Annotated in this window: 24 protein-coding genes and 1 tRNA gene; 12 read left to right on the forward strand and 13 right to left on the reverse strand. The window is 32.8% G+C overall.

Features of this window, described 5'->3' with window-relative positions:
- Window positions 1–985 precede the first annotated feature (985 nt).
- On the forward strand, window positions 986–1,330 hold the full coding sequence (locus tag HSX10_RS11955) for a hypothetical protein (protein ID WP_173588456.1): 345 nt from the start codon (window positions 986–988) through the stop codon (window positions 1,328–1,330).
- A 98-nt stretch (window positions 1,331–1,428) separates the two neighbouring features.
- On the opposite strand, the gene HSX10_RS11960 is transcribed toward HSX10_RS11955, so the two are convergent.
- From HSX10_RS11960 to gntA, 3 genes are all read right to left on the reverse strand, one after another.
- On the reverse strand, window positions 1,429–1,590 hold the full coding sequence (locus tag HSX10_RS11960; RefSeq protein ID WP_173588457.1) for a hypothetical protein: 162 nt from the start codon (window positions 1,588–1,590) through the stop codon (window positions 1,429–1,431).
- 73 nt (window positions 1,591–1,663) lie between these two features.
- Window positions 1,664–2,275: a DUF1989 domain-containing protein gene (locus tag HSX10_RS11965; RefSeq protein WP_173588458.1), complete on the reverse strand. Its 612-nt coding sequence runs from the start codon at window positions 2,273–2,275 to the stop codon at window positions 1,664–1,666.
- A gap of 1 nt (window position 2,276) precedes the next feature.
- Window positions 2,277–2,969, reverse strand: coding sequence for a guanitoxin biosynthesis heme-dependent pre-guanitoxin N-hydroxylase GntA (gntA, locus tag HSX10_RS11970; protein ID WP_173588459.1), 693 nt, complete (start codon window positions 2,967–2,969; stop codon window positions 2,277–2,279).
- 209 nt (window positions 2,970–3,178) lie between these two features.
- Here gntA and HSX10_RS11975 point away from each other — a divergent pair, with 209 nt between their 5' ends.
- From HSX10_RS11975 to HSX10_RS12000, 6 genes are all read left to right on the forward strand, one after another.
- Complete coding sequence (locus HSX10_RS11975) at window positions 3,179–3,691, forward strand: DUF421 domain-containing protein (RefSeq protein WP_173588460.1); 513 nt, start codon at window positions 3,179–3,181, stop codon at window positions 3,689–3,691.
- 315 nt (window positions 3,692–4,006) lie between these two features.
- Window positions 4,007–5,527, forward strand: a complete 1,521-nt coding sequence (locus HSX10_RS11980; RefSeq protein ID WP_173588461.1) for an alkaline phosphatase PhoX — start codon at window positions 4,007–4,009, stop codon at window positions 5,525–5,527.
- A 12-nt stretch (window positions 5,528–5,539) separates the two neighbouring features.
- Window positions 5,540–7,348 (forward strand): cytochrome-c peroxidase, encoded by a 1,809-nt coding sequence (locus HSX10_RS11985; protein WP_254453238.1) that lies wholly within the window; start codon window positions 5,540–5,542, stop codon window positions 7,346–7,348.
- Window positions 7,349–7,478: 130 nt separating this feature from the next.
- Entirely contained in the window at window positions 7,479–7,841 is a 363-nt protein-coding gene (locus HSX10_RS11990) for a hypothetical protein (RefSeq protein ID WP_173588462.1), read from the forward strand.
- Window positions 7,842–8,123: 282 nt separating this feature from the next.
- The gene (locus HSX10_RS11995) at window positions 8,124–9,761 is read left to right on the forward strand and encodes a tetratricopeptide repeat protein (RefSeq protein ID WP_173588463.1); all 1,638 of its coding nucleotides are present in this window, start codon (window positions 8,124–8,126) and stop codon (window positions 9,759–9,761) included.
- Window positions 9,762–9,867: 106 nt separating this feature from the next.
- A complete protein-coding gene (locus HSX10_RS12000; RefSeq protein ID WP_173588464.1) occupies window positions 9,868–12,171 on the forward strand; it encodes a T9SS type A sorting domain-containing protein in 2,304 nt (767 codons plus the stop codon).
- Between the two features lie 397 nt (window positions 12,172–12,568).
- Here the strand turns inward: HSX10_RS12000 and HSX10_RS12005 are convergent.
- Window positions 12,569–12,642: transfer RNA gene (locus HSX10_RS12005), tRNA-Met, on the reverse strand.
- Window positions 12,643–12,820: 178 nt separating this feature from the next.
- On the opposite strand from HSX10_RS12005, the gene HSX10_RS12010 reads away from it, so the two are divergent.
- Both HSX10_RS12010 and HSX10_RS12015 read left to right on the forward strand, forming a co-directional pair.
- On the forward strand, window positions 12,821–13,213 hold the full coding sequence (locus HSX10_RS12010) for an START-like domain-containing protein (protein ID WP_173588465.1): 393 nt from the start codon (window positions 12,821–12,823) through the stop codon (window positions 13,211–13,213).
- A 153-nt stretch (window positions 13,214–13,366) separates the two neighbouring features.
- On the forward strand, window positions 13,367–14,218 hold the full coding sequence (locus tag HSX10_RS12015) for an aminotransferase class IV (protein WP_173588466.1): 852 nt from the start codon (window positions 13,367–13,369) through the stop codon (window positions 14,216–14,218).
- 154 nt (window positions 14,219–14,372) lie between these two features.
- On the opposite strand, the gene HSX10_RS12020 is transcribed toward HSX10_RS12015, so the two are convergent.
- From HSX10_RS12020 to HSX10_RS12040, 5 genes are all read right to left on the reverse strand, one after another.
- Window positions 14,373–14,927 carry a YqgE/AlgH family protein gene (locus tag HSX10_RS12020; RefSeq protein WP_173588467.1) on the reverse strand — a complete coding sequence of 185 codons (555 nt, stop codon included), beginning with the start codon at window positions 14,925–14,927 and terminating at the stop codon, window positions 14,373–14,375.
- A 131-nt stretch (window positions 14,928–15,058) separates the two neighbouring features.
- On the reverse strand, window positions 15,059–15,331 hold the full coding sequence (locus HSX10_RS12025; protein ID WP_173588468.1) for an HU family DNA-binding protein: 273 nt from the start codon (window positions 15,329–15,331) through the stop codon (window positions 15,059–15,061).
- Between the two features lie 199 nt (window positions 15,332–15,530).
- Window positions 15,531–16,490 (reverse strand): methionyl-tRNA formyltransferase, encoded by a 960-nt coding sequence (gene fmt / locus HSX10_RS12030; protein WP_173588469.1) that lies wholly within the window; start codon window positions 16,488–16,490, stop codon window positions 15,531–15,533.
- Window positions 16,487–18,382 (reverse strand): RecQ family ATP-dependent DNA helicase, encoded by a 1,896-nt coding sequence (locus tag HSX10_RS12035; RefSeq protein ID WP_173588470.1) that lies wholly within the window; start codon window positions 18,380–18,382, stop codon window positions 16,487–16,489. Before HSX10_RS12035 ends, fmt begins: the two co-directional genes overlap by 4 nt.
- Window positions 18,382–18,924 carry an AAA family ATPase gene (locus HSX10_RS12040; RefSeq protein WP_173588471.1) on the reverse strand — a complete coding sequence of 181 codons (543 nt, stop codon included), beginning with the start codon at window positions 18,922–18,924 and terminating at the stop codon, window positions 18,382–18,384. The genes HSX10_RS12035 and HSX10_RS12040 overlap by 1 nt, the downstream gene beginning before the upstream one ends.
- A gap of 79 nt (window positions 18,925–19,003) precedes the next feature.
- Here HSX10_RS12040 and HSX10_RS12045 point away from each other — a divergent pair, with 79 nt between their 5' ends.
- From HSX10_RS12045 to murA, 3 genes are all read left to right on the forward strand, one after another.
- Window positions 19,004–19,297, forward strand: a complete 294-nt coding sequence (locus tag HSX10_RS12045; protein WP_173588472.1) for a DUF493 family protein — start codon at window positions 19,004–19,006, stop codon at window positions 19,295–19,297.
- A gap of 97 nt (window positions 19,298–19,394) precedes the next feature.
- On the forward strand, window positions 19,395–20,057 hold the full coding sequence (locus tag HSX10_RS12050) for a DUF4290 domain-containing protein (protein WP_173588473.1): 663 nt from the start codon (window positions 19,395–19,397) through the stop codon (window positions 20,055–20,057).
- Window positions 20,058–20,063: 6 nt separating this feature from the next.
- Window positions 20,064–21,380, forward strand: coding sequence for a UDP-N-acetylglucosamine 1-carboxyvinyltransferase (gene murA / locus HSX10_RS12055; protein ID WP_173588474.1), 1,317 nt, complete (start codon window positions 20,064–20,066; stop codon window positions 21,378–21,380).
- A 218-nt stretch (window positions 21,381–21,598) separates the two neighbouring features.
- Here murA and HSX10_RS12060 read toward each other — a convergent pair whose 3' ends face one another.
- The 4 genes from HSX10_RS12060 to HSX10_RS12075 are packed head-to-tail and all read right to left on the reverse strand — an operon-like array spanning window position 21,599 to window position 24,411.
- Window positions 21,599–22,903: a cryptochrome/photolyase family protein gene (locus HSX10_RS12060; protein WP_173588475.1), complete on the reverse strand. Its 1,305-nt coding sequence runs from the start codon at window positions 22,901–22,903 to the stop codon at window positions 21,599–21,601.
- Window positions 22,904–22,930: 27 nt separating this feature from the next.
- The gene (locus HSX10_RS12065; protein WP_173588476.1) at window positions 22,931–23,398 is read right to left on the reverse strand and encodes an SRPBCC family protein; all 468 of its coding nucleotides are present in this window, start codon (window positions 23,396–23,398) and stop codon (window positions 22,931–22,933) included.
- Window positions 23,399–23,454: 56 nt separating this feature from the next.
- Complete coding sequence (locus HSX10_RS12070; protein WP_173588477.1) at window positions 23,455–23,919, reverse strand: TspO/MBR family protein; 465 nt, start codon at window positions 23,917–23,919, stop codon at window positions 23,455–23,457.
- 6 nt (window positions 23,920–23,925) lie between these two features.
- Complete coding sequence (locus tag HSX10_RS12075; protein WP_173588478.1) at window positions 23,926–24,411, reverse strand: glutathione peroxidase; 486 nt, start codon at window positions 24,409–24,411, stop codon at window positions 23,926–23,928.
- Window positions 24,412–24,502 lie beyond the last annotated feature (91 nt).

Raw genomic sequence — 24,502 nt, forward strand, 5'->3', positions numbered from 1 at the left:
TTAAATTAAGAAAAAGCCTGAACATTTAATTATGTTCAGGCTTTTTCTATTTATTTTAAAACGTTAACAATTTGCGCTATAAAGAATAGCCACTTTTCTGGCTACTACCTAAACATTATTAGTAACTGTTGCAGGTTGAACGCGTGTTGAAACTCCGTTTGATATTGTTGATAGGGGCTTGGTTTTATTTCTCTATGGCTTATGGAAGTCCTTGGGCGTTTATGAATGCGCTACCGATGCCACACTATTTCTAATTTATCATCAGGGTGGGGCAGATTCTAACAAAAATGAGTTGTTTAAATGCATTATAAAACAATAAGAATACCTAATATATTTCCTCCTTAATCTTACTTCATAGTGGCTTCATGGTGGCTTCATGGTGGCTTCATGGTGGCTTGATCGTGTTGTTTTTTGTGGTTGTACGATTTGTTAAAAAGCTATTGGTCTGCCCCTCGGTTTACCCGAGGTACAACCGACGCATATTCGATGTTGTTCTTGGTTAAGGTGTTGGTAAATCGCTTTTTTGTGTTGTTGGTAAATTTGGTGGTCTTCATTTTTATTGAATTCTTAATGGGATTTCGGGGTGTGGTGCTAATTCTTCAATTTAGGGGCTGTTTTTTTGTTTCAATTTTAGAACATTATCTTAAAAAGGTGTGTTTTATTGTAAAAGGCTATAAATGAATTGTTTGCGAATTAAAATATTTTTTATATGTTTGATTTCTAGTCGTTTGGAAAAGTGATCGTTTGCGCGCTATAAGATCCGGATTTATAGTCGGCTAGATTTAACCAATTCTAGATTGGTATTTCGTCCCTATTTACTTTATATCCCAAAATCGTTTTGGGAATTCAATCCGATATGCTATAATTATAAAAACATGAAGGTCATAAGCTGTTATTATGCGTTTAAGTTAATAATATAATGGATGAAGTTATCTTATGTAAGTTGTTTGAAATACATTGTAAGTGAATATAAAATTTGAGAATTATGGATAATGAATTTGCAAAACATGAAAAGGATTATATGAAAACCTATGAGGAAAAAGGCTATACAGCGGGCTTTCATTTTAAAGAAGGTAAGTTATTAGGAAATGATTCTTCTAACGTATATGAACCCGCAGATCTTACTATAGTTGCTGAACACCGGTATGAAGGTATGAGTGATCCTTCGGATATGTCAATTTTATATATTATTGAAACCAATAAAGGAGAAAAAGGGACCATGTTGTTAGGATTTGGACCAAATTCCGATTTAGAATTATCTGAATTTTTTAATAGCATCCCAGAATCTCAAATATCTGATAAAGCCAATATTAATTTAGATGAAAATTGATAAGCACTAGGAACTTTTAATCAGAAAAAAATCCAATAGCTTAGTTATTGGATTTTTTTATTGTACTTAAACTGTTTTAAGTAGTGGGTTATGATAGTTTAATCTTCTTTTAATTTGTTGGCGCGTTCTCGACGTGTTTCATTTTGCTTCCCGTATTGGTTGTAATGCTCTTCTTTTAATGCCCCTTTTTCATCTGTTGCATTTTGATGTAAACGCTTCTCGTGTTCTGTTTCTTGATGGTCTTTTTTATCTTTCTTCATGGTTTAATGTATTTAAATTAGTAATCGATTGTTTTTATAAATAATTGTTATCTAAATTAATATTCTATAACTGCTATGGCGTTGTGTGTTTTGATGCCGTTTCAATGTAATAATGAATTGGTTTAAATGAGCCACCATTGCTATCTTCGGCAGAGCAAGCTGTAAGACCAACCAATAGATCCATCTCTGCTTTAAATTGGATGTAATCACCAGCTTTAGATGTAGGAGGTAGAACTGATAGCTTACCATTGGTATTAAACTGTACATTCATAAAAATATTAAAGGCCGTTGGTATGCTGTCTCGATCAATACCAAACGGTTTTAAATGATGCTGTAAATTACCAAGACAACTAGGATGTTCACCTTTGTAATTGTACATAATTTTAAACGTTTCAGGGCTGCATGGAGCCAATAGAAAATCGTTACGTCCATTGGTGTCTTCTAAGATGTGCATCATTTTGTGCGACCGATTAGACCAGAGAACGTTTCCTTTGGTGAGCAATAAATTTTCTTCAAAGTCTAAGGATTTTCCAGAGGATAATTTCTCATTATAATCGTCAGCATTAAATAGAACCATATCACTCACTTGTTTGCCCATAGGATCTATTACTGTAAGGATGTCATTCTTGTTGAGTTTGAAAGCTGCACCCGATTGTTTATCGATAACATTAATTAATGGTTTCATACTATTTTAGTGTTTTTTCTTTAGTAGTTTTATGAAAAGGACATTTCCAAGTACTGTCTACCGCTCTGCCACTGTACTGTTTAGTTTCCGATTCTTTTCCAAAATCTTTAAGTACAGGGTTGATATGTCCTTGTAATTTTTTATCTCGTTTTCTTATCCGCTTTTTGACCTTTTTATAGGTCCCCATGGCTCGTAACTGCTCAAATTGAGAATGTAGATTAAAAACAATAGTAGGGTAGGGACTTTGGCGTGCCTTGCGAGAACTTTGCGGATGAAGTCCGACAATATAAAAAGCACTCCCTTTTAAACTAAAACTAAAATTAGGATCTTGAGGGTTATCACTTACCGAAGTGTCCCATTCGCAATCGTCTAAAGCATGCAATTGTTGAAGGGTATGCCACAACGCTTTTTCGAAATCTAATTCAGAATCATAATGATCAAACGGAAAGACCGCTAAAAACGATTCAAATAAAGGAGACTCAAAATCATATTGGTCAATAAAAGACTCTAAATCGTTTAATAGCAATTTTAAACCATCAATCTGTTGAGAAGAACGGTATACATTGAGATGGTACTTGTCTGTCATAAATAAGGTCTTAGCCATAACACAAGGATGTTTTTGTGTTAGTATAAAATCCTTATAATCTTCATCTATAGCAAGGTATAAAGGATGGTTTTTTGGAATTGTATTCATAACAAAATCTTATTAATTATACTGTATACTCAAATTTAAGAGGGATAAAAACAAAGGATTTACTCTATTAATATTATAATTAGCTCATTTCAAGATGTGTTGATAAGAGGAGCGTTGAACAAATCATTTGAGCTATTTTGTATGGTAATTGGATTAATAAAGTTATCAGAGTAGTCTTAATTTTACCTTCTAATTCAACTTTATATATTATGACACTACAAGACATTCTTTGGTTAATACTCTCGGTATTAGGAATATTTACAATTATAATTGTGATTACTCGCGTTTTTGGACTTAGAACATTTGCAAAAATGTCTAGCTTTGATTTTGCATCTACCATTGCCGTGGGTTCCGTGTTAGCCTCCATTATTCTTAATACAGATTATTCACTTTTAAAAGGTGGTATTGTTTTAACGACCATCATTGCATTTCAGACCTTGTTTTCTTTTTTAGTGCGTAAGAATAAATTTATGAAGCAATTATTTACCAATAAACCACAGATTATAATGTGGAATGGCAAAATTTTATACAAGCAGTTAAAAAGCTGTAATGTGGGAGAAAGTGATTTAATAGCTAAATTAAGAGAAGCTAATGTGCACGATTTTAACGAGGTTAAAGCTGTTGTTTTTGAAAGTACAGGTGATGTATCTGTAATTCATAACGATGAAAATAGGGCTGTTGAGTCTAGAATGTTATCTGATGTAAATACAGAAAGTTTGTAATGTAACTTTATTAGTCTTAATAATTTTATTTAGAGAAATGAAACGGATAGCAACTTCATTTCTCTTTTTTTTGTACCTAATTTTTAGGTTAATAGGATTTTAATAAACTCTAGAAGTACTATAACTTTTAGTCTATGTTCTTAATTTTAAGATAACATTAGGGTTTAAAATTTTAAATATTAGTAATAGTAAAGTAATACCGTTAACGCTTAGTTAGCGGTAAGTTAATCAAACGGTTTTTATTAATTAACATGTTTTTAAGAGTCTGAAGGTAGATTTGTGGACACAGTATAACCACTAAAAAAACCTTAAATTATGAACAAAATTATTAAACTATTTTTATTAGCATTTGTTATCACAGCATCAGGCGCGCTTGTTGTAAGTTGTGAAGTTGAAGACGGAAAAGATGGCATTGATGGTGTTGACGGAACTGATGGATCTGACGGTACTGACGGAGAAGATGGTAGCGGTGCTTCTGTTTATTTAACGGCATCTAAGACGCCTAGTTTTTTAAAGGTTACGGATCAGTTTATCAACCTAAGAATTTCTACACTTTTAACTTCAGAAGATATTATTCCAAACACTCCTAATTTTATTTATGGGTCTATGGCCGATGGAGCAGGACTAATTAATAATGGTGATAATACCTTTACTTTAATTAATAATATTGAAGCTGATTATTCTATCGCTAGAATTTTATTAAATGAAAACTTAAGACCATATAATGGGGAGTATATATTAAACGCTACAGCAACGGCAGAAACAGCAATGTGCTCTGGTACTTTAGTGACGCCAGAAGAACATGGCTTTGGACCATTATACCTTTCAGGAGGAGAATGGGGTGGAGCTTCAAAAGGAGTATTTGCAGTAGATCCTACTAAAAGTGCTGAGGATGCTAGTGTAGGGGAAACTTTAGCTGCGTTAGGCCAGTGGTCTACAGAGAACGCTGTTCCAATCGGAAAAGATGCTTATGCAGATAAAACAGTTGTTTTTATTGGCGATGATCATGCAGATAACTCAGTACCTTCTGGTCAATTAGGAATGTATGTTGGTGATCGTGGAGATTTATATGGTGGTCAATTATACGGATTAAAAGTAACTGCTGCAGGTATCGATTTTGAAATGGATATGGTACAAGGAACATCATATAGTGCTGAATTTGTTTCTTTAGATGAAACAGAAATTAATGCTTTAGATGCGGAAGCAAAAACGAAAGGTGTTATGGGATTCTCTAGATTAGAAGATATTGATTGGAGAAGAGGTTCTGCTGCAAATCAAAGAGAAATATATTTTTGTGTTACAGGGCGTATCTCAGCTAGTTTAACAGGAAAAGGATCTGCTTTAGGTCGTGTGTATAAAGTAACATTAAATGAAACAGATCCAACAGGTCCTGCAACAATTACTTGTGTTTTAGATGGTGATATTGTTGGTGGTGTAGCTGATGGATTCCATTCTCCAGATAATATTTTAGTGACTGAAAACTATGCTTACATTCAAGAAGATCCTAATGGATATTTAGATACTTCAATTAATGGTTATGCTAAGCTTTACCAGTACAACTTAAATACAGGAGAATTAAAAACAGTTTTAGAAGCAGACCAAGCAAGAGCTGAAGATTTAGGATATGGTTCCACTTCAAGTACTTGGGAAATTACAGGTATGATTGATGTTACTGATGTGGTAAATAATGGAGAAAACACATTTTTAGTAATGACACAAAATCATGGCTGGAATCCTGCTGACGGAACGTCTTTTACAGATCCATTAGCTAATCCTAACTTATCTAATGCTAAAGAAGGTTCAATGCTTTACGTTATTAAAGGTTTAGATAGATAATAAAATAAAAGCATGAATAATAAAATATTTATGAAAGCTAAGACATATACATTTTGTATATGTCTTTTGCTTTTCATTACGGTGTCGTGCAAAAAGCATACGGAACCCGTAAATATAGATTCAACAGATAAAAAAATAGCTTCGTTTTATAATTCTGAATTAGAACGTTGTATTACTTTTTTAGATTCCATCTTTATATCTAAAAATGCAGAGGAGCGTATTGCTTATTATAAGCAAGCACGTAAGCATTTTAAAGCAATGGAGCCTGTATTGGCTGCTATAGATAAAAATAATTTTAAATCTTTAAATGCTCCAAATATCTTGCAGGTACAAGAAGAGGATTTGACGGATGTAAAAATTAGGAATCCATTTGGTTTTCAGGTGGTTGAAGAGTTGTTGCACGAAGAGGAAGGGGATGATGCAGCATTACATAATGCGTTAACAATTACGTCTGATCGGTTGAAGTTGTTACAACGTAATACCCATATTAAATTAAAAGATTATCATCTTATTTGGTTGCTTAGAGATCAAATTATGAGAACTGCAGCTACTGGTATCACAGGATTTGATTCGCCTGTTTTAGGACAAGCATTAACCGAAAGTCAATATACCACTCAGACACTTATAGCGTTGATAGATATCTGTAAAGCTAAGTTTAGTTCTAAAGAAATTTATGAAGACTTAAGAGCTTCTTTTAAAGAAGGGATTGTAGCTCTGGATTCGGATTTTGATACTTTTGATCGTTTTAATTTTATAAAAAATCATACAGATACGCAATTAAAATTATTAGTAAAAACTCAGGAAGATTGGGAAGTGAATTTTCCATTTGAAATGGCGATTTCTAATACTGCTTCTTCCTTTTTTGGAGCTAATACGGTGAATGTTCTCTATTTTTCAGACTATAAGAGCGATACGCTTCACTTAAAACAGAAGGAGATCTTTGGAAAGGCACTTTTTAATGACCAAGTACTATCAAGAAGTAACAATATGGCTTGTGCAAGTTGCCATATTAAAGAAAAGGCTTTTACCGATGGTAGAAAGACTTTTGATGACCGACAAGTAAGAAATTCACCAACGCTTACCTACAGTGCGTATCAACAATCTTTTTTTATGGATGGTCGAGCTGCGAGTTTAGAAGGGCAAGTAGTAGGTGTCGCTGAAAATCATGATGAATTTAATTTACCGATGGATTCTATAGTACGTCGTGTATTAAAAAATCCAGCATACAAAGCAGCTATAGATAGTTTGTATGGCAACAAGCGTATTGATTTTAATATACGACATGCTATTGCGAGTTATGTGCGTAGTTTAAATGGTTTTAATTCTAAATTTGATAAGAATATAGAAGGCATCGAGTCCTCTTTAACAGCAGAAGAAAAGCAAGGATTTAATCTGTTTATGGGGAAGGCTGCTTGTGCCACTTGTCATTTTCCACCATTATTTAATGGTACTGTACCACCTCATTATAATGATACTGAGGTAGAATTGATTGGTGTACCGGGAACAAATGATACGATTAATGCTGTTATTAGTGATGATTTAGGACGTTATAATGTGTTTAAAACCAATCAGAGAAAGCATTTTTTTAAAACACCTACCGTTAGAAATAGTAATGTAACAGGTCCTTATATGCATAATGGTGTTTATAATACTTTGGAAGAAGTGGTTGATTTTTATAATCGTGGTGGAGGAAAAGGAATAGGGATACATGAAGAATTTCAAACCTTACCTTTCGATGAATTAAATCTTACTAAGGCAGAACAAGAGAACTTAGTGGCATTTATGAAAACCTTAACCGATGCTGATTTTATAGAAAAATAAGTTGTAATTATTACGCTTGACTTGGAATGCGTTATCGCTTCATATCACTTTACATAAGTGATATGAAGCGATTTGTTTTTAGGATTGTTGAGGTTTTGGGGGTGGTAGAATTTTATAGATTAAAAACCATATGACCATAAACGAATTACCAGGCACTTATACTATTATTGGAAGCAACCAAGATGAAGACGGTATCGCTTACAAAGGGCTATTAGAATTAGCCTTAAATCAAAACAATAGGATAGAGGCGACATGGTTGATTAATGATAGCCGAGAGCAATTAGGTACTGGGTTTTTTAAGGACAATATCTTGATTATTAATTTTAATTACAAAGGAGATGATGCTCGTACTTATAAAGGAGTTGTGGTATACAAGTGTATCACTAAAGACCTATTAGATGGCTTTTGGTCTGAGAAGCATGGCAATCCATTGTATCTTGGTGAGGAAGGTTGCTATAGGGTAGGGACTGAACAGCTTGAGTTGGTTAATTGAGGTTTTGTTTTTTTTCTGCTACGTGTAGCCGCTTAGTAAACTTATGAAGTTAGCGGCGTTAACGCGTAAGTTAGGAACCCTAATTAGATTTACAAAAGAGATTCACAACTACACTGCAATTGGGGTATAGATGTACGACTATTATAACTTACATTACGTGTATAACGTTATGTCGCCCTATTGAAAAAGGAACTGAGGGTACAGTCGCGTTTTTCCTTGAACTAAAAAAAAACTATATTTAACGTTTTGGCTATAAGCTAAGGATTCACAGGTAAACAAAGTATGAAGCGTATTTTAGGGGGCATCGTTATTCTTTTTAGTATGATTCTAAGTGCACAACAAACCGAACGCTTAGACAGCTTGTTAATTGCGGGCATTACCGCTCGAAGCAATAAGGATTACGCGACCTCTTTAGAGCTATTAACAGAAGTACGTACCGTTGCCGAAGACAACCATTGGTACAAGCAGCAGTTTTTAGCTTTAAATAATATTGGAGCCAATTACTATTCCATGTTAGATTACGGAGAAGCGCTAGACTATTATTTAGAAGCCTACACCATTGCCTTAAAACACCTCGATGAGAATGAGGAAATGACGGTATTGAACAATATCGCTATTCTGTACAGTAAAGAAGGAGAGCCAGAGAAAGCTGAAGCCTATTTTTATAAGGCGTATCTTATGGCAAAAGAACACGACGATACAATTAAAACAGGACTTTACGCTGTTAATTTAGGGCTCTCAGCAAATGAGCTCAATAAGCCAGATGAAGCCTTAGTGTATTTAGAAGAGGCGAAAGAACATCTTAAAGGTCATGCGAATTTAATACTTATGGTCGATATTGCATTGGCTGAAAACTATTATAAGCGTGGAGATTTAGAGACAGCCGAAACCATAGCCAAAACAGTATTGCCGAGTTTAAGTGCTATAGAATTTACAGAAGAAAAAATTTCTACACTTACCGTATTATCTAATGTGTATCAGGAAAAGGGAGAGCTTTCTACCTCCATTATCTATGCTGAAGAGGCGCTTGAAGTAGCGACAAATCTAGATCTTAAAATCTCAATGTATGAACAGTTGGCTAAATTGTACAAAGCCCATGGCTTAATGGATGCAGCGCTAGTTGCTAAAGATTCTATCATAGCGCTGAATGACACCTTGTCCACCATTAAGAACGGCCGCTTTTTTGAAGCCAATAAAGTAAAATTTGAAATTGCCAATTACCGCCGAGAATTACAGCAAAGCAGTGCCGAGCAACGTGAAGAACGTGCACGACTTTATACCTTGTTGGGCTTTTGTGCTTTGGTTATTATGTTAATATCTTGGGCCTTACGGAATAGTTTTATAAAGAACAAACAACGCAAAATACTACATGACAGAAGTCAAGAAATTATAGCCTTAGAACTCGAAAAAGAAAAGAGTGATAATTTGGTGTTAGAAAAGCAATTGCATGCTAAAGAAGCCTTTTTATTGTTAGAACAAGAAAAGCTTAAAAACGAAATTGAAACGCAAAACCAAAAGTTGGCAGCCAAAGCCTTACAGATTTCCAGTAGAAATGAATTGTTAAAGGATGTGATTAATTCGTTGTCTAGCCAAACCGAAATTTCCAAGAATGTTTTTCTAACACGCAAAATAAAAGAGCTAAAAAGTTTGCTAAAAAATGATAATGAATGGGAAAGCTTCTTAAAACATTTTGAAGAAGTCAACCAAAATTTTATTTCAGAACTTAAACGACGCCACCCAGAATTAACAGCAAATGACATTCGTTACATCAGTTATTTGTATATGGATCTTACAAATAAAGAGATTTCGTCGCTCTTTAACATCACCGCTGTCGCCTCTAGAAAGCGCAAAGAACGTATAAGTCAGAAAATGGGACTCTCAGAGAGTTTGGATTTATATCGTTATTTGTCAGGTGTTTAGGTGTTAATGTCACACTTTTTATTTTTACTGTCGCACTAATTGTTTGAAAAATTTAGTAATTGTAATTAGTATTGGAGAATATTGAAGTTCACTAAAACAATTCATTATGACTAAAACAATTACACGATTTTTATTGGTACTCGTCTTTGCAGTGCAGTGCACTTTTGCTCAAGTTGAAATTACAGGGTCTACAGACTACGGTAGAATATTCGACCTTACGTATGATGCTCATATACCCAATAAGATTTACGGCATTACTTTAGGGAATCATATTGTAGTTTCGGAAGATAACGGTGCCACTTGGTCTCTTTTTTATACCTTGGATTTAGTGGATAACGCACTCGTAAGTCAATTAAAGTTGTCTGCAGATGGCTCGGCTTTAACCTTTTTACTCTATGCGCCAAACACAACAGAAAATACTGTTTTGGTTTATGACTTAGCTTTAGATGAGGTTGTTAGAACTATTCCGGTACCTAATCAAGACGAATTCGCACATGTATCCTCTTACGATTTTTATGATGGCAATATGGATGTGCTTATTATGGATACTAATTTTCCTGTAGGATGGGATAGGGAATCTAAAGTGTTTTATACTGCTGACGGTGGAGTAACATGGGATATGATTTATTATACCAACGATTATGATACGGTTTTTTTAAGTAAGGTCGCCATAAGTCCTTCAGATCCTGACACTGTATTTTTAGTTAGAGCAAATGGTAGTACCGAAATTGATGGAGGTTTATATGTATCTTCAGATGCTGGTACAACGTATACAGAAACCTTGTCAGGTAATGTTTTAAGTACTTTAGCTTTTGATCCTTCAGATGATCAAACGATCTATGTCGGTACAGGTATTAGTTTTGGAGCGACACCAGAAAATTTATTTAAATCTACGGATGGAGGCGCAACGTTTAGTGTAGTGCCAATTGCTTGGACAACAGGTATATTAGAAGATATTATAGCTATTAAATTTAACGAGAATAATCCGTTGCAAATCATTGTTTTAGAAGAAAATGAAATCGTGATTTCTGAAGACGGAGGTGTTACCTTTGTCAACTATGTTTATCCATATGATAACACCGATAGTTATTATTACGGTTTAAATGTCAGCTATAACCCACATAACTCCGATGAGATTGTAATCAGTTCTAACTATATTCCATTGTTCTCCAACGATGGCGGTGAGACGCTCAGTGCTATTGCTAATCCTTACTTTGTAAGTACAGGTACTAATGCTATTTTTTCAGATGTTAATACGTCTAGTTTATACTACGGAGTACAACAAGGTTGGGTACATAGAGACCTAACCACAGGAGTAGATACACCTTACAATTTGATGCCTTTAAATTCATATTCTACAGGTGGTACAACCTATTTTATTGATAACTATGTCGCTAATCGCATCTATAGTTTTACGTCAAGTTTTATAGGAAGTAGTTTTAATATAAGTACAGATAATGGGGTAACCAGTACGCAATTACTAAGTGTATTTACCAATAGAGTGTCGGCTTTAGCAACCTATCCTTCTAATACCGATGCGATAATTGTGGCTTTTGCAGGTTATGATCCAGGTGAAACCCAATTAAAAAAGATTGATTTTAGCGATATAAATGCCGTTGCAGTTACAGATATTGTTATGCCTTCGGTAGATTTTATTAACAGTATTGTAATCGATGCTAGTGGGACTATCACTTTACCTATAGGAACTGTGGTTTACCGTTCTACAGATGATGGTAGTACTTGGGAAGCCTCAACTACAGGTTTAGAGGTATTTGATGCTTATGATGTGATTTTCGATCTAGAAGAGGATCCGTTAACACCAGGAACATTTGCTATTGCGTCATCAAAAGGTATCTTTATGTCTGAGGACTCTGGGGTGACCTGGACTCAAAAATCAACCGAACTAGTTAATAAAATAGCCTTTTCAACAGAAACAGTAGGAGCTATGGTTGCTACTAAGTATACTAGCGACTTCACAGTGTTTGAATTGTTTTCTTCTACAGATTATGGGGAGACTTGGGATGTAATTTACAATGAACAATTGTTAAGTATCAGGTCGTCTTCTGCATCGTACAGGTTCGAAGATGCTGCTGTTACAGTATATGTTGGTACGTTTGATATAGGACTTATGGAATATAGTATAGATCTAGAGGTGCTAGGAACACCTGACTTTACAGAAGATGATAATAAGATGGCCATTTACCCTAATCCGACGTCAGGAGTGCTTCACATTCAATTAAAAGATGCTTTTGTTGCTCAAGCTACTGTATATAACTTGTCTGGCTCAAGGGTGATGGACTTTAAAGGAGCAGCAACACTTGATATTTCTAAATTAGCAGCCGGAATTTATGTGTTACGTGTACAAGATTCTAACAATATCGTTGCTTTTAAACGTTTTGCTAAGCATTAATTACTAATTATCCCCTTATTACTAATTGTGCTGCGAGAAAGCCCTCATTATTAATTTATGAGGGTTTTTGATATATATGCGCGTAAGTATTTATTAATATCTTTCTTTCACATTTAGTTTTAATTGGATGTAGATATAAAAGTATCTCCGTAGTAATGTTTTACTTTTTTATAAGTCCATAATGCTGGCGTATTGTTATGGACTTTTTTTATGCTTTTGCGCTTTTGTTTTACTCGTTTAGCTTCTCTGAATCTTCGCAAGGTGAGCTGTACAATAGTAGAAGTCCATAATGTTAGGGCATTGCTTTGGGCTTTTTTTATGCTTTTGCGCTTTGAAGCGCGCTTCAGCGCAATGCATAAAAAAAGTCCAGCACTTCCGTGCTAGACTTTTACTGTTGTAGCGAGAACGAGATTTGAACTCGTGACCTCTGGGTTATGAATCCAACGCTCTAACCAACTGAGCTACCTCGCCATAAATAACAATTAAATAAGATAAATTAAGTAAAAAAAACATCTTTATAATTGCGGGTGCAAAGATATAAAGATTTCTGAATACAGCAAGCAATAAAAACTAAAAAAATAAAATTAATTTAAAAAGTTTAAAACTCAAGTTTAATTGTATATATTGAGCACATAATACAAGTACTAATATGGACGACAAAGAAAAATTTGAAATGGAGTTTGTGATTCAAGCATCACCAACTCTAATTTATCAGTATATCTCAACACCTTCTGGCTTATCAGAATGGTTTGCTGATAATGTAAATTCTAGAGGAGAGCTCTACACTTTTATATGGGATGGCTCTGAAGAACAGGCAAAAATGTTAAGTAAAAAGAGTGGTGAACGCATTAAATTCCGTTGGTTACATGATGATGAAGACGGAGCAACATGTTATTTTGAAATCCGAATTCAAGTAGATGAAATCACTAAAGATGTGTCTTTAATGATTACAGACTTTGCAGAAGAAGATGAAGTTGAAGAAGGTAAAATGCTTTGGTCTAATCAAATCTCTAGTTTAAAACAAGTTTTAGGTTCAGCATAAGAACTAAATAACTATTCTATTATATATTTGTCTCGATTTAGTTTTAAAACTAAATCGAGATTTTTTATTTAATACTGTAATTCTAGTAAGAATACTATAATTATTAATTTTTTAAGGATTGTCTCTTCAGCGGGACTTTAGAAGTGTTTTTTTATGATAAATTTTAATGGAACTCTGCTTTCTCAATCAGAAGCTAAAATCACAATTGCAAATAGAGGATACAAATATGGCGATGCTCTTTTTGAAACTCTAAAAGTTGTGAATGGTAAAATCTTTTTTTGGGAAGATCATTATTTTAGACTGATGTCTTCTATGCGTATTCTGAGAATGAATATTCCTATGAGTTTTACAATGGAATTTTTAGAGTCAGAAGTTCTGAAGACTTTAGAAGCTAATCATTTATTAGAATCTGCAGCACGTGTTCGTATAAACGTGGATAGAGGTGAAGGTGGTAAGTATTTGCCTTTAGAGAGTACTCAAGTTCAGTTTAATATTAGTGTAGAAAAGCATGATGATCCATTTTATTCTATAGATCCTGAAGCAACTTGTGTTGTTGATTTATATAAGGATTATTTTATTGCTCCAGGATTATTATCAGGATTAAAGTCTAATAACAAAGCTATTCAAGTTATTGGTAGTATTTATGCTAAAGAAAATGATCTTGATAACTGTTTAGTTTTAAATACTAATAAAAGTATTATTGAAGCTTTAAACGGGAATTTATTTTTAGTAAAAGGAGATAAGATTAAAACACCACCATTAGAAGAAGGCGGACTTAAAGGCGTAATGAGAAAGCAAATTTTAGAACTTTTAGCTAAAGATCTAAATCTAATTATAGAAGAAACATCAATCAGTCCTTTTGAACTTCAAAAAGCGGACGAATTATTTATTACTAATGTGATAAAAGGAATTATACCTATTACTAAATATCGTAAAAAAACTTATGGTAGTGATTTTTCTCAGAAACTCGTAGTAAAATTAAATGCAAAGTTAAGGCTGTTATAAGTAATTACTGATTTACGATCAAATGAAAATTAGCTAAATAACCATCTAAAAGTCTGTTTTAAATAAATCAGCAATATGTTTTTATTTACTTAGTAGTCTATTAGGTTTAAAAATCTATTTGTGTATCGTTTCTTAATTTGGGTTAAACTGTAAGTTAATTATAACTCGGGTTTTCTGGTGCATTAGACCAAATACTATAATCTCCACCAAGCTCTATCATTTTTTCACGCCAAAAGGTATTGCATGATTTTGAAATAATTTCCTTGTTATAGATGTTTTCTGAAACTAACCAAGCATTAGATTTTAATTCATTATCTAATTGTTGTTCATCCCAACCCGAATATCCTAAAAAGAAACGAATATCTTCTGTAGAAATTTCATCGCGATTAATAAGGTTTAATACAGTATTAAAATCTCCACCCCAAAAGATACCATGAGATATTTCTACACTGTTAGGTATAAGCTCTGGTGATTTATGGATGAAGTAAAGGTTGTCTTGTTCTACAGGTCCTCCATTATATACTGGAAAGTCAGATTCGGTGCCTTCAATAAGGTCTTTAAGATTATATTCTAAAGGTTTGTTTAAAATAAAGCCAACAGATCCTAAAGCATTATGGTCTGCTAAAAGTATCACGGCGCGATTAAATGAAATATCACCGATAATAGAAGGTTCGGCAATTAGTAAATCGCCTTTTTCGGGTTTGTTCATCTTAGTTTTTCTAAAGTTAGTTCACTAAATCTATGTTTTTTTTGTTAAAAATGCAACTAATAGCCAGTTTAAATTAAAGCAAAAAAAAACCTGCTCATTGAGCAGGTTCTATATTTAAAACAAAAATTGTCTTAGTTTACAGCGTTACTTAAGTCAGAACCTGCCTTAAATTTCACTATATTTTTAGCTTTAATTTTTATAGTTTCTCCTGTTTGAGGATTTCTTCCGTCTCTTGCAGCTCTTTTAGATACTGACCAAGAACCAAACCCTACTAAAGAAACTCTGTTTCCTTTTTGTAAAGATCCTTCGATATCAATTAATAATGAATCTAATGCTTTTTTAGCAGCTGCTTTTGTAATGCCAGCATTTTCTGCCATTCCATTGATTAAATCTGTTTTGTTCATAAATATTAAGTTTAAATTGTTTAAATTTTAGATTCACAAAGTGATAGTACTTTAAAAACCTTACACAAAATTATTAGGATTATTAAGCTATACAAGTAATAACAAGGGAAATACAGCTTATTGTTAATAACTTCTGTTATTTGTTAATAAAGGGTATGTGTTTTATCGGATTTATTGTCAAACCAATGATAATAAGGGTTTACAAGAGTTTTGATGTGTTTGAAAATTCAAATCCATTTAATAATGATTTAACATCCATTTTACGTTTTCCTGGTAGTTGAATTTCTAAAATCTTAATATAACCTCCTTTGCAAGCCACTTTTAATTCGTCTTTAGAAGCGAATAAAAGTCCTGATTCAAAATCATGCTCTTCTTCAACTTTTTTAACCCCATATATCTTTACAGATAAAGGCTTTTCTTCATTATTATCTAAGTAACACCAAGCAGCCGGAAACGGATTTAAGCCTCTTATTTTATTGTATATCGTATCAATAGATAGAGACCAATCAATTTTACAATTATCTCTATTTAATTTATAGGCTGTTTTTAAATCTTCGGTTTGTGGTTGTATAGTAGTTGTTATAGTATTATTTTCAACTTGTTCTACCGTTTTAACCACTAAGGCGCTTCCTATAGTCATTAAGGTGTCGTGTAATTCACCAACGGTAGTGCTGGTTCCTATTTCTGTGATTTCACTTTTAATAACAGCTCCTGTGTCAATTTTTTCATCTATAAAAAATGTTGTAACTCCTGTTTTTGTTTCGCCATTAATAATTGCCCAATGTATTGGTGCAGCTCCTCTGTATTGAGGAAGTAAAGATGCATGAAGATTAAATGTGCCATATTCTGGCATTTGCCAAACAACTTTTGGTAACATTCTAAAGGCTACTATAATTTGTAAATTAGCTTCTAATGCTTTTAATTCTTCTAAAAAAGATTCAGCTTTTAGATTTGTAGGTTGTAATATGTTTAAATTTTGTGCTAATGCAAATTCTTTTACTGCAGAAGCTCTTAATTTTTGTCCTCGTCCTGCTGGGCGATCTGGTGCTGTAATAACTCCAACCACATTATAATTATGGTCAATTAATGCTTTTAATGTGGCAACTGCAAAATCGGGCGTACCCATAAATACAATTCGTAAATCACGTTTATCTGTCATGCTAGTATATAAGTGTTAGCGTGTGTTAATTTTATTTTTTTTAATGCTATAAGTTCTGACAGACTTTGTAAAAGATCTTGTTCAGAACATTTAATTTGATGTAATAATTCTCTAGAACTTAAAGCTCCTGTTTCTAAGGTTTTTATAATTTTAATTGCAATACTGTCATTAGAACCTTTATGTCTTTTTGAAGCTTTTGAAGTACAAACGGAACAAATTCCACAAGCCTTATTAGACTTTTCTCCAAAATAGAGTAGGAGTTGTTGACTTCTACAAACCAAATCATTCTTAATATAATTTATAACCGATTCAATTTGTTGATGCTTTAAAGTATGTTGATGATTTATTGTTTTTGCAATAGGATTGATGGTAATATCGTCTTCCCGTGGTTTCAAAAATGTAACTTCAGAGTCTGTATCGGCCATTTGAAGGCTAATAACGTCATCTTTTTCTAAGCGTTGTAACTGAGCAATGACTTGCTTTTCGGCAAGTTTAGCTTTATTGATTACTAAGCTAAGGTTCACTTTTGTATCATAATCAAAAATACCACCATAGGTTCTTAATAATACTTTAACCAAAATATTTAAATCGAGGTGCGTTTCTAAATATTTAAATAGAACGGCATTAGTTGTTATAAACCGAATTTTAGTTCTAAAATTATAGTGCTGTGTTAAAGTGATGATGGCATTACGATCTAACAATAATAAAGTATTGTAAGTCATTGTTGTATTTAGCTTGTAATGACTACAAAAAGATCTAAAATCGAATTGATGAATGGTGTTTTCTCCTTCACCATAAGAGATCTGAAAATAATTACATAATCTATTGTAAACTGTTTTTACGAATTTTACAGAAGGTAAAGTACTTAAAAACTGACTACGTAAATGTTCTTCGTCAATATGTTGTTTTAGTATAAAAGCATGTGCTAATTCTCCATCTCGTCCTGCACGTCCTGCTTCTTGATAATAACTTTCTAAACTTTCGGGTAAGTTAAAATGAATAACGGTTTTTACGTTGGCTTTGTCAATTCCCATTCCAAAAGCAGTAGTCGCAACCATAATCTGTTTTTGACCATGACTCCACTCATACAAGCGTTCTTGCTTTTCTTTATTGGTAATTCCACCATGATAAAATGTAGATGAAAATCCTTTAGAATTTAAGTAATTATGAATATTAGTAGTTGCTCTTCGATTTCGGACATAAATAATAGATGATCCCGAATAGGTTTTTAACAAATAATCGAGTTGAAATAATTTATCGTCCGTATGCATTACATTGTAAGCAATGTTTGGTCTAGCAAAAGAGGCTTTAAAGATATTAGGATTTATAAAATCGAGATTAGCAACAATATCATCAACCACATTATACTTTGCAGTTGCCGTTAAAGCAATACAGTTAACGTGCGGGTGCATTTGTCGTAATACAGTAATGTTTTGGTAAGCGGGCCTAAAATCATTTCCCCATTGGCTAATACAGTGCGCTTCATCTACAGCAATTAAATTGACTTTCATTTGCTGAATTCGATCTTGAACAAGAGATTGTTGTAAACGCTCAGGTGAAAGATATAGAAACTTATAGTTTCCGTAAATACAGTTGTCTAATTGCGTGTCTAAATCTTTGTAAGACATACCAGAAGTTAAAGCAATGGCTTTTATTCCTTTTGCTTTTAAGGTATTAACTTGGTCTCGCATTAAAGCAATTAAAGGAGAAACAACAATACAAATACCATCTTGTATTAAAGCAGGAATTTGAAAACAAACAGATTTACCTCCACCTGTTGGCAATAAAGCAAAGGTGTCTTCTCGGTTTAAAACCGAATTAATTATTTCTTCTTGATACGGTCTAAATGAAGTATGATTCCAATACCGTTCTAAAACTTCTAAAGGATGCATTACTGCAAATTTAAGGACTTTAGAATAAAATCTACTCTAGTTTCTACAGTTCCAAAAGGCACATCAATTAAATTGTAACCAAAACGCTCATATGTTTTTATTAAGTGATGATGAATTTCTATTGCTTCTTCAAAACTTTCATAGCGTTCGCTATCACTTGTAAATATTTCTTGCCAAGGTGATAAAATAAAGATAGAATCGTATTTATGACTGTCACAAGTTTCTACAAAATGGTCCGGATATGTGTCACCAATATAATCCATGTAAGCAATAACATCGGGTAAGCCTCGGTCTAAAAACACAATAGATTCTGTTTCTTTAGCAGCATCTTTATATTGTTTAGTTCTACCTTCTAACAGTTTTTGACTAAATAGAAGTGGTTCTGTTAAAAAAAGCTGCTCAATACCGTCTTTTCTAGCGTCTAAAATTACTTGTCTAGATATTTCATCATAGCATGTTAAGTCACGATTTTTTAATTCGTCAATAATGGTGGTTTTCCCGGTTCCAGGTCCACCAGCGATAATTATTTTTTTTGGATTCAAATTGGCAATATTTTTGATAATATAAATAAAATATAAAAATGTAAAGTTAAGCGTATCTTTACAACTGAAAAATTTCAATATGGATAATTCTAAAAAAACAGATGAGTTTTACGAAAAACTAAAATCTCAACTTTATGATACGGCTACTTGGCCATCGACATATTTATACAAATTCATTGTACTTACTAAAAGTCCAGGTGTTAATCATATAGATAGCTTATTTGACAACTTAGGTGCTGTAATTACCACTACAGAATCTAAGAACGGTAAATACACCAGTGTTTCTATAAATGTAAAAATGAAAACTCCTGAAGCTGTTATTACTAAATATAAAGAAGTGACAGAAAATGTAGAAGGCGTAATTTCCTTATAATATTTCTTTTAAGCTTATTATTTTTTTGTACTTTGCAACCAAACCTAGAAGACTACGGGTTTAAATTTATACACTACACTTTTTACATTTTATAATTTTGATTGACGATTTAGAATACAACACAGAGCGCGAGCATTTAATTATTCCAGAGTATGGACGTCATCTACAAAAGATGATTAATCATGCTAAATCTCGCGAAACGAAAGAAGAACGTAATAAATTGGCGAAAGCGATAATTTCTGTCATGGGAAATATACAGCCACATTTAAGGGATGTTCCAGATTTTCAGCATAAATTATGGGATCAATTGTTTATCATGGCTGACTTTGAAATTGACGTTGATGCACCTTATGGTGAACCTTCAAAAGAAGTTATTTTAGCTAAGCCAGAACCTTTAAAGTATCCTCAAAATTATCCAAAATATCGTTTCTACGGAAATAATATAAAAACGATGATTGATGTTGCTGTAAGTTGGGAAGATGGTGAGTTAAAGGAAGCTTTAATGTTCACGATTGCAAATCATATGAAAAAATGTTTCTTAAATTGGAATAAAGATACAGTTGAAGATGCTGTTATTTATAACCATTTATATGAGCTTTCTGAAGGTAAAATAAACTTAAAAGAGAGTGAAGAAGATTTAAGCGATTCTACAAGTTTAATGCGTACCAAATCTAAATATGGTAGCAAAAGCAACACTAACAAAAAGACCAATAGTACTACAAGTAAGAAAAAATATACTAATAACAGAAAACGTTACTAATAACGCATGAGTACATTTAAAATTGAAGGAGGTCACCAACTTAAAGGTAAAATTCAACCTCAAGGAGCCAAAAATGAAGCTTTACAAATCTTATGTGCAGTGCTTTTAACTGCAGAAGAAATTAAGATAGATAACATTCCTGATATTATTGATGTTAATAAACTGATTGCTTTATTAAAAAAGTTAGGTGTAAAAATCAATAAACTAGACAAAGGATCTTATACATTTAAAGCAGATGAGGTTAATCTAAAATATTTAGAGTCAGCCGAATTTAAAGAAGACGGAAAAGGTTTAAGAGGTTCTATAATGATTGTAGGTCCTTTATTAGCTCGTTTTGGTAAAGGATATATTCCAAAACCAGGAGGTGATAAAATAGGTCGTCGTCGTTTAGATACTCATTTTGAAGGATTCATTAATCTTGGAGCAAAATTTCGCTACAACAAAGAAGATTTATTCTATGGTGTAGAGGCAGATAAGCTTAAAGGGACTTACATGCTTTTAGACGAAGCATCTGTTACAGGAACTGCAAATATTGTTATGGCTGCAGTTTTAGCTGAAGGAATTACAACAATTTATAATGCGGCTTGCGAACCTTATTTACAACAACTTTGTAAAATGTTGAATCGTATGGGGGCCAAAATTTCAGGTGTTGGTTCTAATCTTTTAACCATTGAAGGTGTTGATCGTCTTGGTGGTACAGAGCATAGAATGTTGCCAGATATGATTGAGATTGGTAGCTGGATTGGTTTAGCTGCAATGACAAAAAGTGAATTAACAATTACTAACGTAAGTTGGGACGATTTAGGTGTAATACCAAGTATTTTTAGAAAAATAGGAATTACGGTTGAACGTCGAGGTGATGATATTCATATCCCAGCACATACAGATGGTTATGAAGTTCAAAGTTATATAGATGGTTCTATATTAACTATTTCAGATGCACCATGGCCAGGATTTACGCCAGATTTGTTAAGTATTGTATTAACGGTTTTGACGCAAGCAAGAGGAAGTGCTATTGTACACCAAAAAATGTTTGAAAGTCGTTTGTTCTTTGTCGATAAATTAATAGACATGGGAGCCAAAATCATACTTTGTGATCCGCATAGAGCAACAGTTATTGGTCATGATTTTAAGTCAACATTAAAAGCAACAACAATGACTTCTCCAGATATTAGAGCCGGAGTTTCTCTGTTAATTGCTGCATTATCTGCAAAAGGAACATCTATTATTCATAATATTGAACAAATTGATAGAGGTTACGAAAATATTGATGAGCGTTTAAGAGCTATTGGAGCGAGAATTGTACGTGAAGAAGGAAACTAGAAAAAATATAAAATAATAAAAAAGCTTCAGGTATCAACTTGAAGCTTTTTTTTTTTTGCTTAGAATTGAAAAAATAAAAAAAGCTCTGAAACTAAACAGAGCTTTTAAAAATTGTTGTTTTATATTGTTATTTAGCTAAGACATTTATTGTCTTATTTATAGAGGTAGTGAATTTATCATTTTTTAATGGAATAAAAAATTAAATAACCAAAAATATGTTAATTTAGTGCGGTTTTATAAGTTTTCAAGCATCGCTCTCTAGCTTCTTTGTGATCTACCATTGGCTGTGGATACGTTAGTTCTTGGTAATCTGGAACCCATTTTTTTAGATATTCATGCTTTTTATCAAATTTCTGAATTTGAGTTGTAGGATTAAAAATTCTAAAATAAGGAGCTGCATCTACACCACAACCAGCAACCCATTGCCAATTACCAACATTACTTGCCATATCATAATCGTGTAGCTTTTCTGCAAAATAGGCTTCTCCTAAACGCCAGTCCATTAATAAATGTTTACAAAGAAAACTACCAACAAGCATGCGTATTCTGTTGTGCATAAAACCAGTTTCATTAAGTTGGCGCATCCCTGCATCTACTAAAGGATAACCGGTTTGTCCTTGGCACCACTTTTTAAATTCTTCTTCATTGTAACGCCATTCAATACGGTCGTATTTGGGTTTAAAAGCTTGGTTTACCGTATGTGGAAAATGCCAAAGTATTTGTGTAAAAAACTCACGCCAAATAAGTTCTTGCCAAAATATTTCATTGGTTTCTGCAATGGCTTTTTTTACCATTTTTCGGATACTTACAGTTCCAAACCTTAAATGTGGACCTAATTTAGACGTAGAATCTTTTGCTGGGAAATCTCTAGTTTCCTCGTAATTCTGAATTAAATGAGGTGTAACTTCAAACGGTTCTATCTTTTGGTTAGAGGTTTCAAATCCTATGTCTGATAAATTTAAATTAGGTAATTTATCATTTTTAATTAAACGATCTAAATAAGGATTGGTATCAAATATTTCTAAATCTATAGTTTTAAACTTCGCTTTCCATGTTTTCATATAAGGTGTGTAAACCAAATATGGATTGCCATCTTTTTTTACAACGTCATCTTTTTCAAAAATAACATGGTCCTTGTAAGTTTTAAATTCTATTCCTTGTTCGTCTAATAAGGATTTAATATGATTATCTCGCTCTTTTGCATAGGGTTCATAATCATGATTAGTATAGACTGTATTAATATTATAATCTTTGATTAATTGCTTATGAATAGCTTCTGGTTTACCATGATAAAGCGCTAAACTGCTGCCATATTTATCTTGTAGAGTTTGTCTTATATTTTGAAGTGTTTCATAAATAAAAGTAACGCGAGCGTCATTTTTTGGCAAGTGATCTAGTATTTCTGAATCGAATATAAAAATAGGTAATACTGGTAAATCGCCTTTTAACGCTTCAAAAAAACCGTGATTATCGTCTAGTCTTAAGTCGCGTCTAAACCAAAAAATATTTACTTTTTTACTCATATAAATTCCGCTTTATTAATTGAATTTTTACCCTTCGTATTTACCAAACAATTCTTCTAATTTTTTGGTTCTATAATTAAATATTTCTTCTAATTTAGGTTTAACCAATATGGGATGAACGAGTTGTCCTAAAATTCCCATAGGAACTTTGTAATCTATAATATCTTCCATTTCAACACCACCTTCAATTTCTTTAATAAAATGCTTATGATGCCAAAGCGCATAAGGTCCAAAACGTTGCTCGTCTACAAAATATTCATGGTCTTTAACATGTGTTATTTCTGTGACCCATTTTGTTTTAATTCCCAATACAGGCGTAACTATATATTGAATAATTTGACCTGAAAACATAGGTCTATCTGCACCAGAAAGGATATGAAAGCCCATATAATCTGGAGTTATTGTTTTTAAGTTTTCTGGACTTGAAAGAAATTCCCATGCCTGATCAACGGTGATTGGTAATTTTTGTTTTTTATGTAAGGTGTATATTTTCATGGTAATTTTATTTAATGATACGCCTAACATCTGTTTAGTTAAACGATGTTTAGAGGCTAGTTATTAAAAAGAACATAACCATTTAGTGATGTTGCAATGCAAAGCCAAATGATATATGGAAGTAATAAATATTTTATGTATCGTAGTTTGTCATCTCCAAAAGTGATAAATAAATAGATGATGACTAAGGTTAGTAAAATGATATTTATGAATGCAAATGTTGTTAAATGTTGGTTGAAAAAGAGGTAATTCCAACTCACATTTAAAAGTACTGCTATGGAGTAAATAGTCATAACAAATTTTGAATGTCTAATGGAAAATAAAAAGCTTAAATAAATTGAAAAACAAAGCATAATTAATGTCCAAGCCGCTCCAAAAACCCATCCAGGTGGCGTCCATGGTGCTTTATTGAGGTTAGAATACCATTCTCCGGTAACTGCGTCTCCCATAAACCAACTGCCAAGAGCTAATCCGCCAAAATTGATAATTAAGAATAATAAAAAGCTATATATTTTTTTCACAATAGTTTAATTTAGATATTTTGTAATTCGAGAACTCAAAGGGTTTGTGATAGAATAAAAATAATTTAAAAATTCACCTTTCTCGTCAATAAGATATTTTTGAAAATTCCATTTAACTGTAGAATTTTGCTTTCCGTTGCTATTTTTATCTGTTAACCATTTATAAAGCGGATGTTGATTTTTTCCTTTGACGTCAATTTTTTCAGTAATTAAAAAGGTAACACCATAATTAACTTTACAAAATTCTTGTATTTCACTTGCGTTTCCAGGTTCTTGTTTTCCAAACTGATTGCAAGGAGTACCTATAATAACTAAGGAGTCTTTGTAGGTGTCTTGTAAGTTTTGTAAATCTTTGTATTGCGCTGTGAATCCACATTTAGACGCTACATTAACAAACAGTATTTTTTTGCCTTTAAATTGCTGTAAATTTATCGGAGTTCCTTGTAGACTGTTAATCTTTATATTGTATATGTTTTTTATTGCAGACGACATATGATTTTTATATCTAGTATTATAAAGATAATTATTTTTGTATGCTGTAAGTAAGACTTTAACATAACACTAATTAAGAAAAATGCGGTTG

The sequence above is a fragment of the Winogradskyella undariae genome (genome assembly GCF_013285155.1).
Taxonomy (GTDB): domain Bacteria; phylum Bacteroidota; class Bacteroidia; order Flavobacteriales; family Flavobacteriaceae; genus Winogradskyella; species Winogradskyella undariae.

Excerpts from the sequence above, each read along its gene's own strand:
- HSX10_RS11955 (WP_173588456.1), top strand. The coding sequence starts at position 986 with ATGGATAATGAATTTGCAAAACATGAAAAGGATTATATGAAAACCTAT.
- HSX10_RS11960 (WP_173588457.1), bottom strand. The coding sequence starts at position 1,590 with ATGAAGAAAGATAAAAAAGACCATCAAGAAACAGAACACGAGAAGCGT.
- HSX10_RS11965 (WP_173588458.1), bottom strand. The coding sequence starts at position 2,275 with ATGAAACCATTAATTAATGTTATCGATAAACAATCGGGTGCAGCTTTC.
- gntA (WP_173588459.1), bottom strand. The coding sequence starts at position 2,969 with ATGAATACAATTCCAAAAAACCATCCTTTATACCTTGCTATAGATGAA.
- HSX10_RS11975 (WP_173588460.1), top strand. The coding sequence starts at position 3,179 with ATGACACTACAAGACATTCTTTGGTTAATACTCTCGGTATTAGGAATA.
- HSX10_RS11980 (WP_173588461.1), top strand. The coding sequence starts at position 4,007 with ATGAACAAAATTATTAAACTATTTTTATTAGCATTTGTTATCACAGCA.
- HSX10_RS11985 (WP_254453238.1), top strand. The coding sequence starts at position 5,540 with ATGAATAATAAAATATTTATGAAAGCTAAGACATATACATTTTGTATA.
- HSX10_RS11990 (WP_173588462.1), top strand. The coding sequence starts at position 7,479 with ATGACCATAAACGAATTACCAGGCACTTATACTATTATTGGAAGCAAC.
- HSX10_RS11995 (WP_173588463.1), top strand. The coding sequence starts at position 8,124 with ATGAAGCGTATTTTAGGGGGCATCGTTATTCTTTTTAGTATGATTCTA.
- HSX10_RS12000 (WP_173588464.1), top strand. The coding sequence starts at position 9,868 with ATGACTAAAACAATTACACGATTTTTATTGGTACTCGTCTTTGCAGTG.
- HSX10_RS12010 (WP_173588465.1), top strand. The coding sequence starts at position 12,821 with ATGGACGACAAAGAAAAATTTGAAATGGAGTTTGTGATTCAAGCATCA.
- HSX10_RS12015 (WP_173588466.1), top strand. The coding sequence starts at position 13,367 with ATGATAAATTTTAATGGAACTCTGCTTTCTCAATCAGAAGCTAAAATC.
- HSX10_RS12020 (WP_173588467.1), bottom strand. The coding sequence starts at position 14,927 with ATGAACAAACCCGAAAAAGGCGATTTACTAATTGCCGAACCTTCTATT.
- HSX10_RS12025 (WP_173588468.1), bottom strand. The coding sequence starts at position 15,331 with ATGAACAAAACAGATTTAATCAATGGAATGGCAGAAAATGCTGGCATT.
- fmt (WP_173588469.1), bottom strand. The coding sequence starts at position 16,490 with ATGACAGATAAACGTGATTTACGAATTGTATTTATGGGTACGCCCGAT.
- HSX10_RS12035 (WP_173588470.1), bottom strand. The coding sequence starts at position 18,382 with ATGCATCCTTTAGAAGTTTTAGAACGGTATTGGAATCATACTTCATTT.
- HSX10_RS12045 (WP_173588472.1), top strand. The coding sequence starts at position 19,004 with ATGGATAATTCTAAAAAAACAGATGAGTTTTACGAAAAACTAAAATCT.
- murA (WP_173588474.1), top strand. The coding sequence starts at position 20,064 with ATGAGTACATTTAAAATTGAAGGAGGTCACCAACTTAAAGGTAAAATT.
- HSX10_RS12060 (WP_173588475.1), bottom strand. The coding sequence starts at position 22,903 with ATGAGTAAAAAAGTAAATATTTTTTGGTTTAGACGCGACTTAAGACTA.
- HSX10_RS12065 (WP_173588476.1), bottom strand. The coding sequence starts at position 23,398 with ATGAAAATATACACCTTACATAAAAAACAAAAATTACCAATCACCGTT.
- HSX10_RS12075 (WP_173588478.1), bottom strand. The coding sequence starts at position 24,411 with ATGTCGTCTGCAATAAAAAACATATACAATATAAAGATTAACAGTCTA.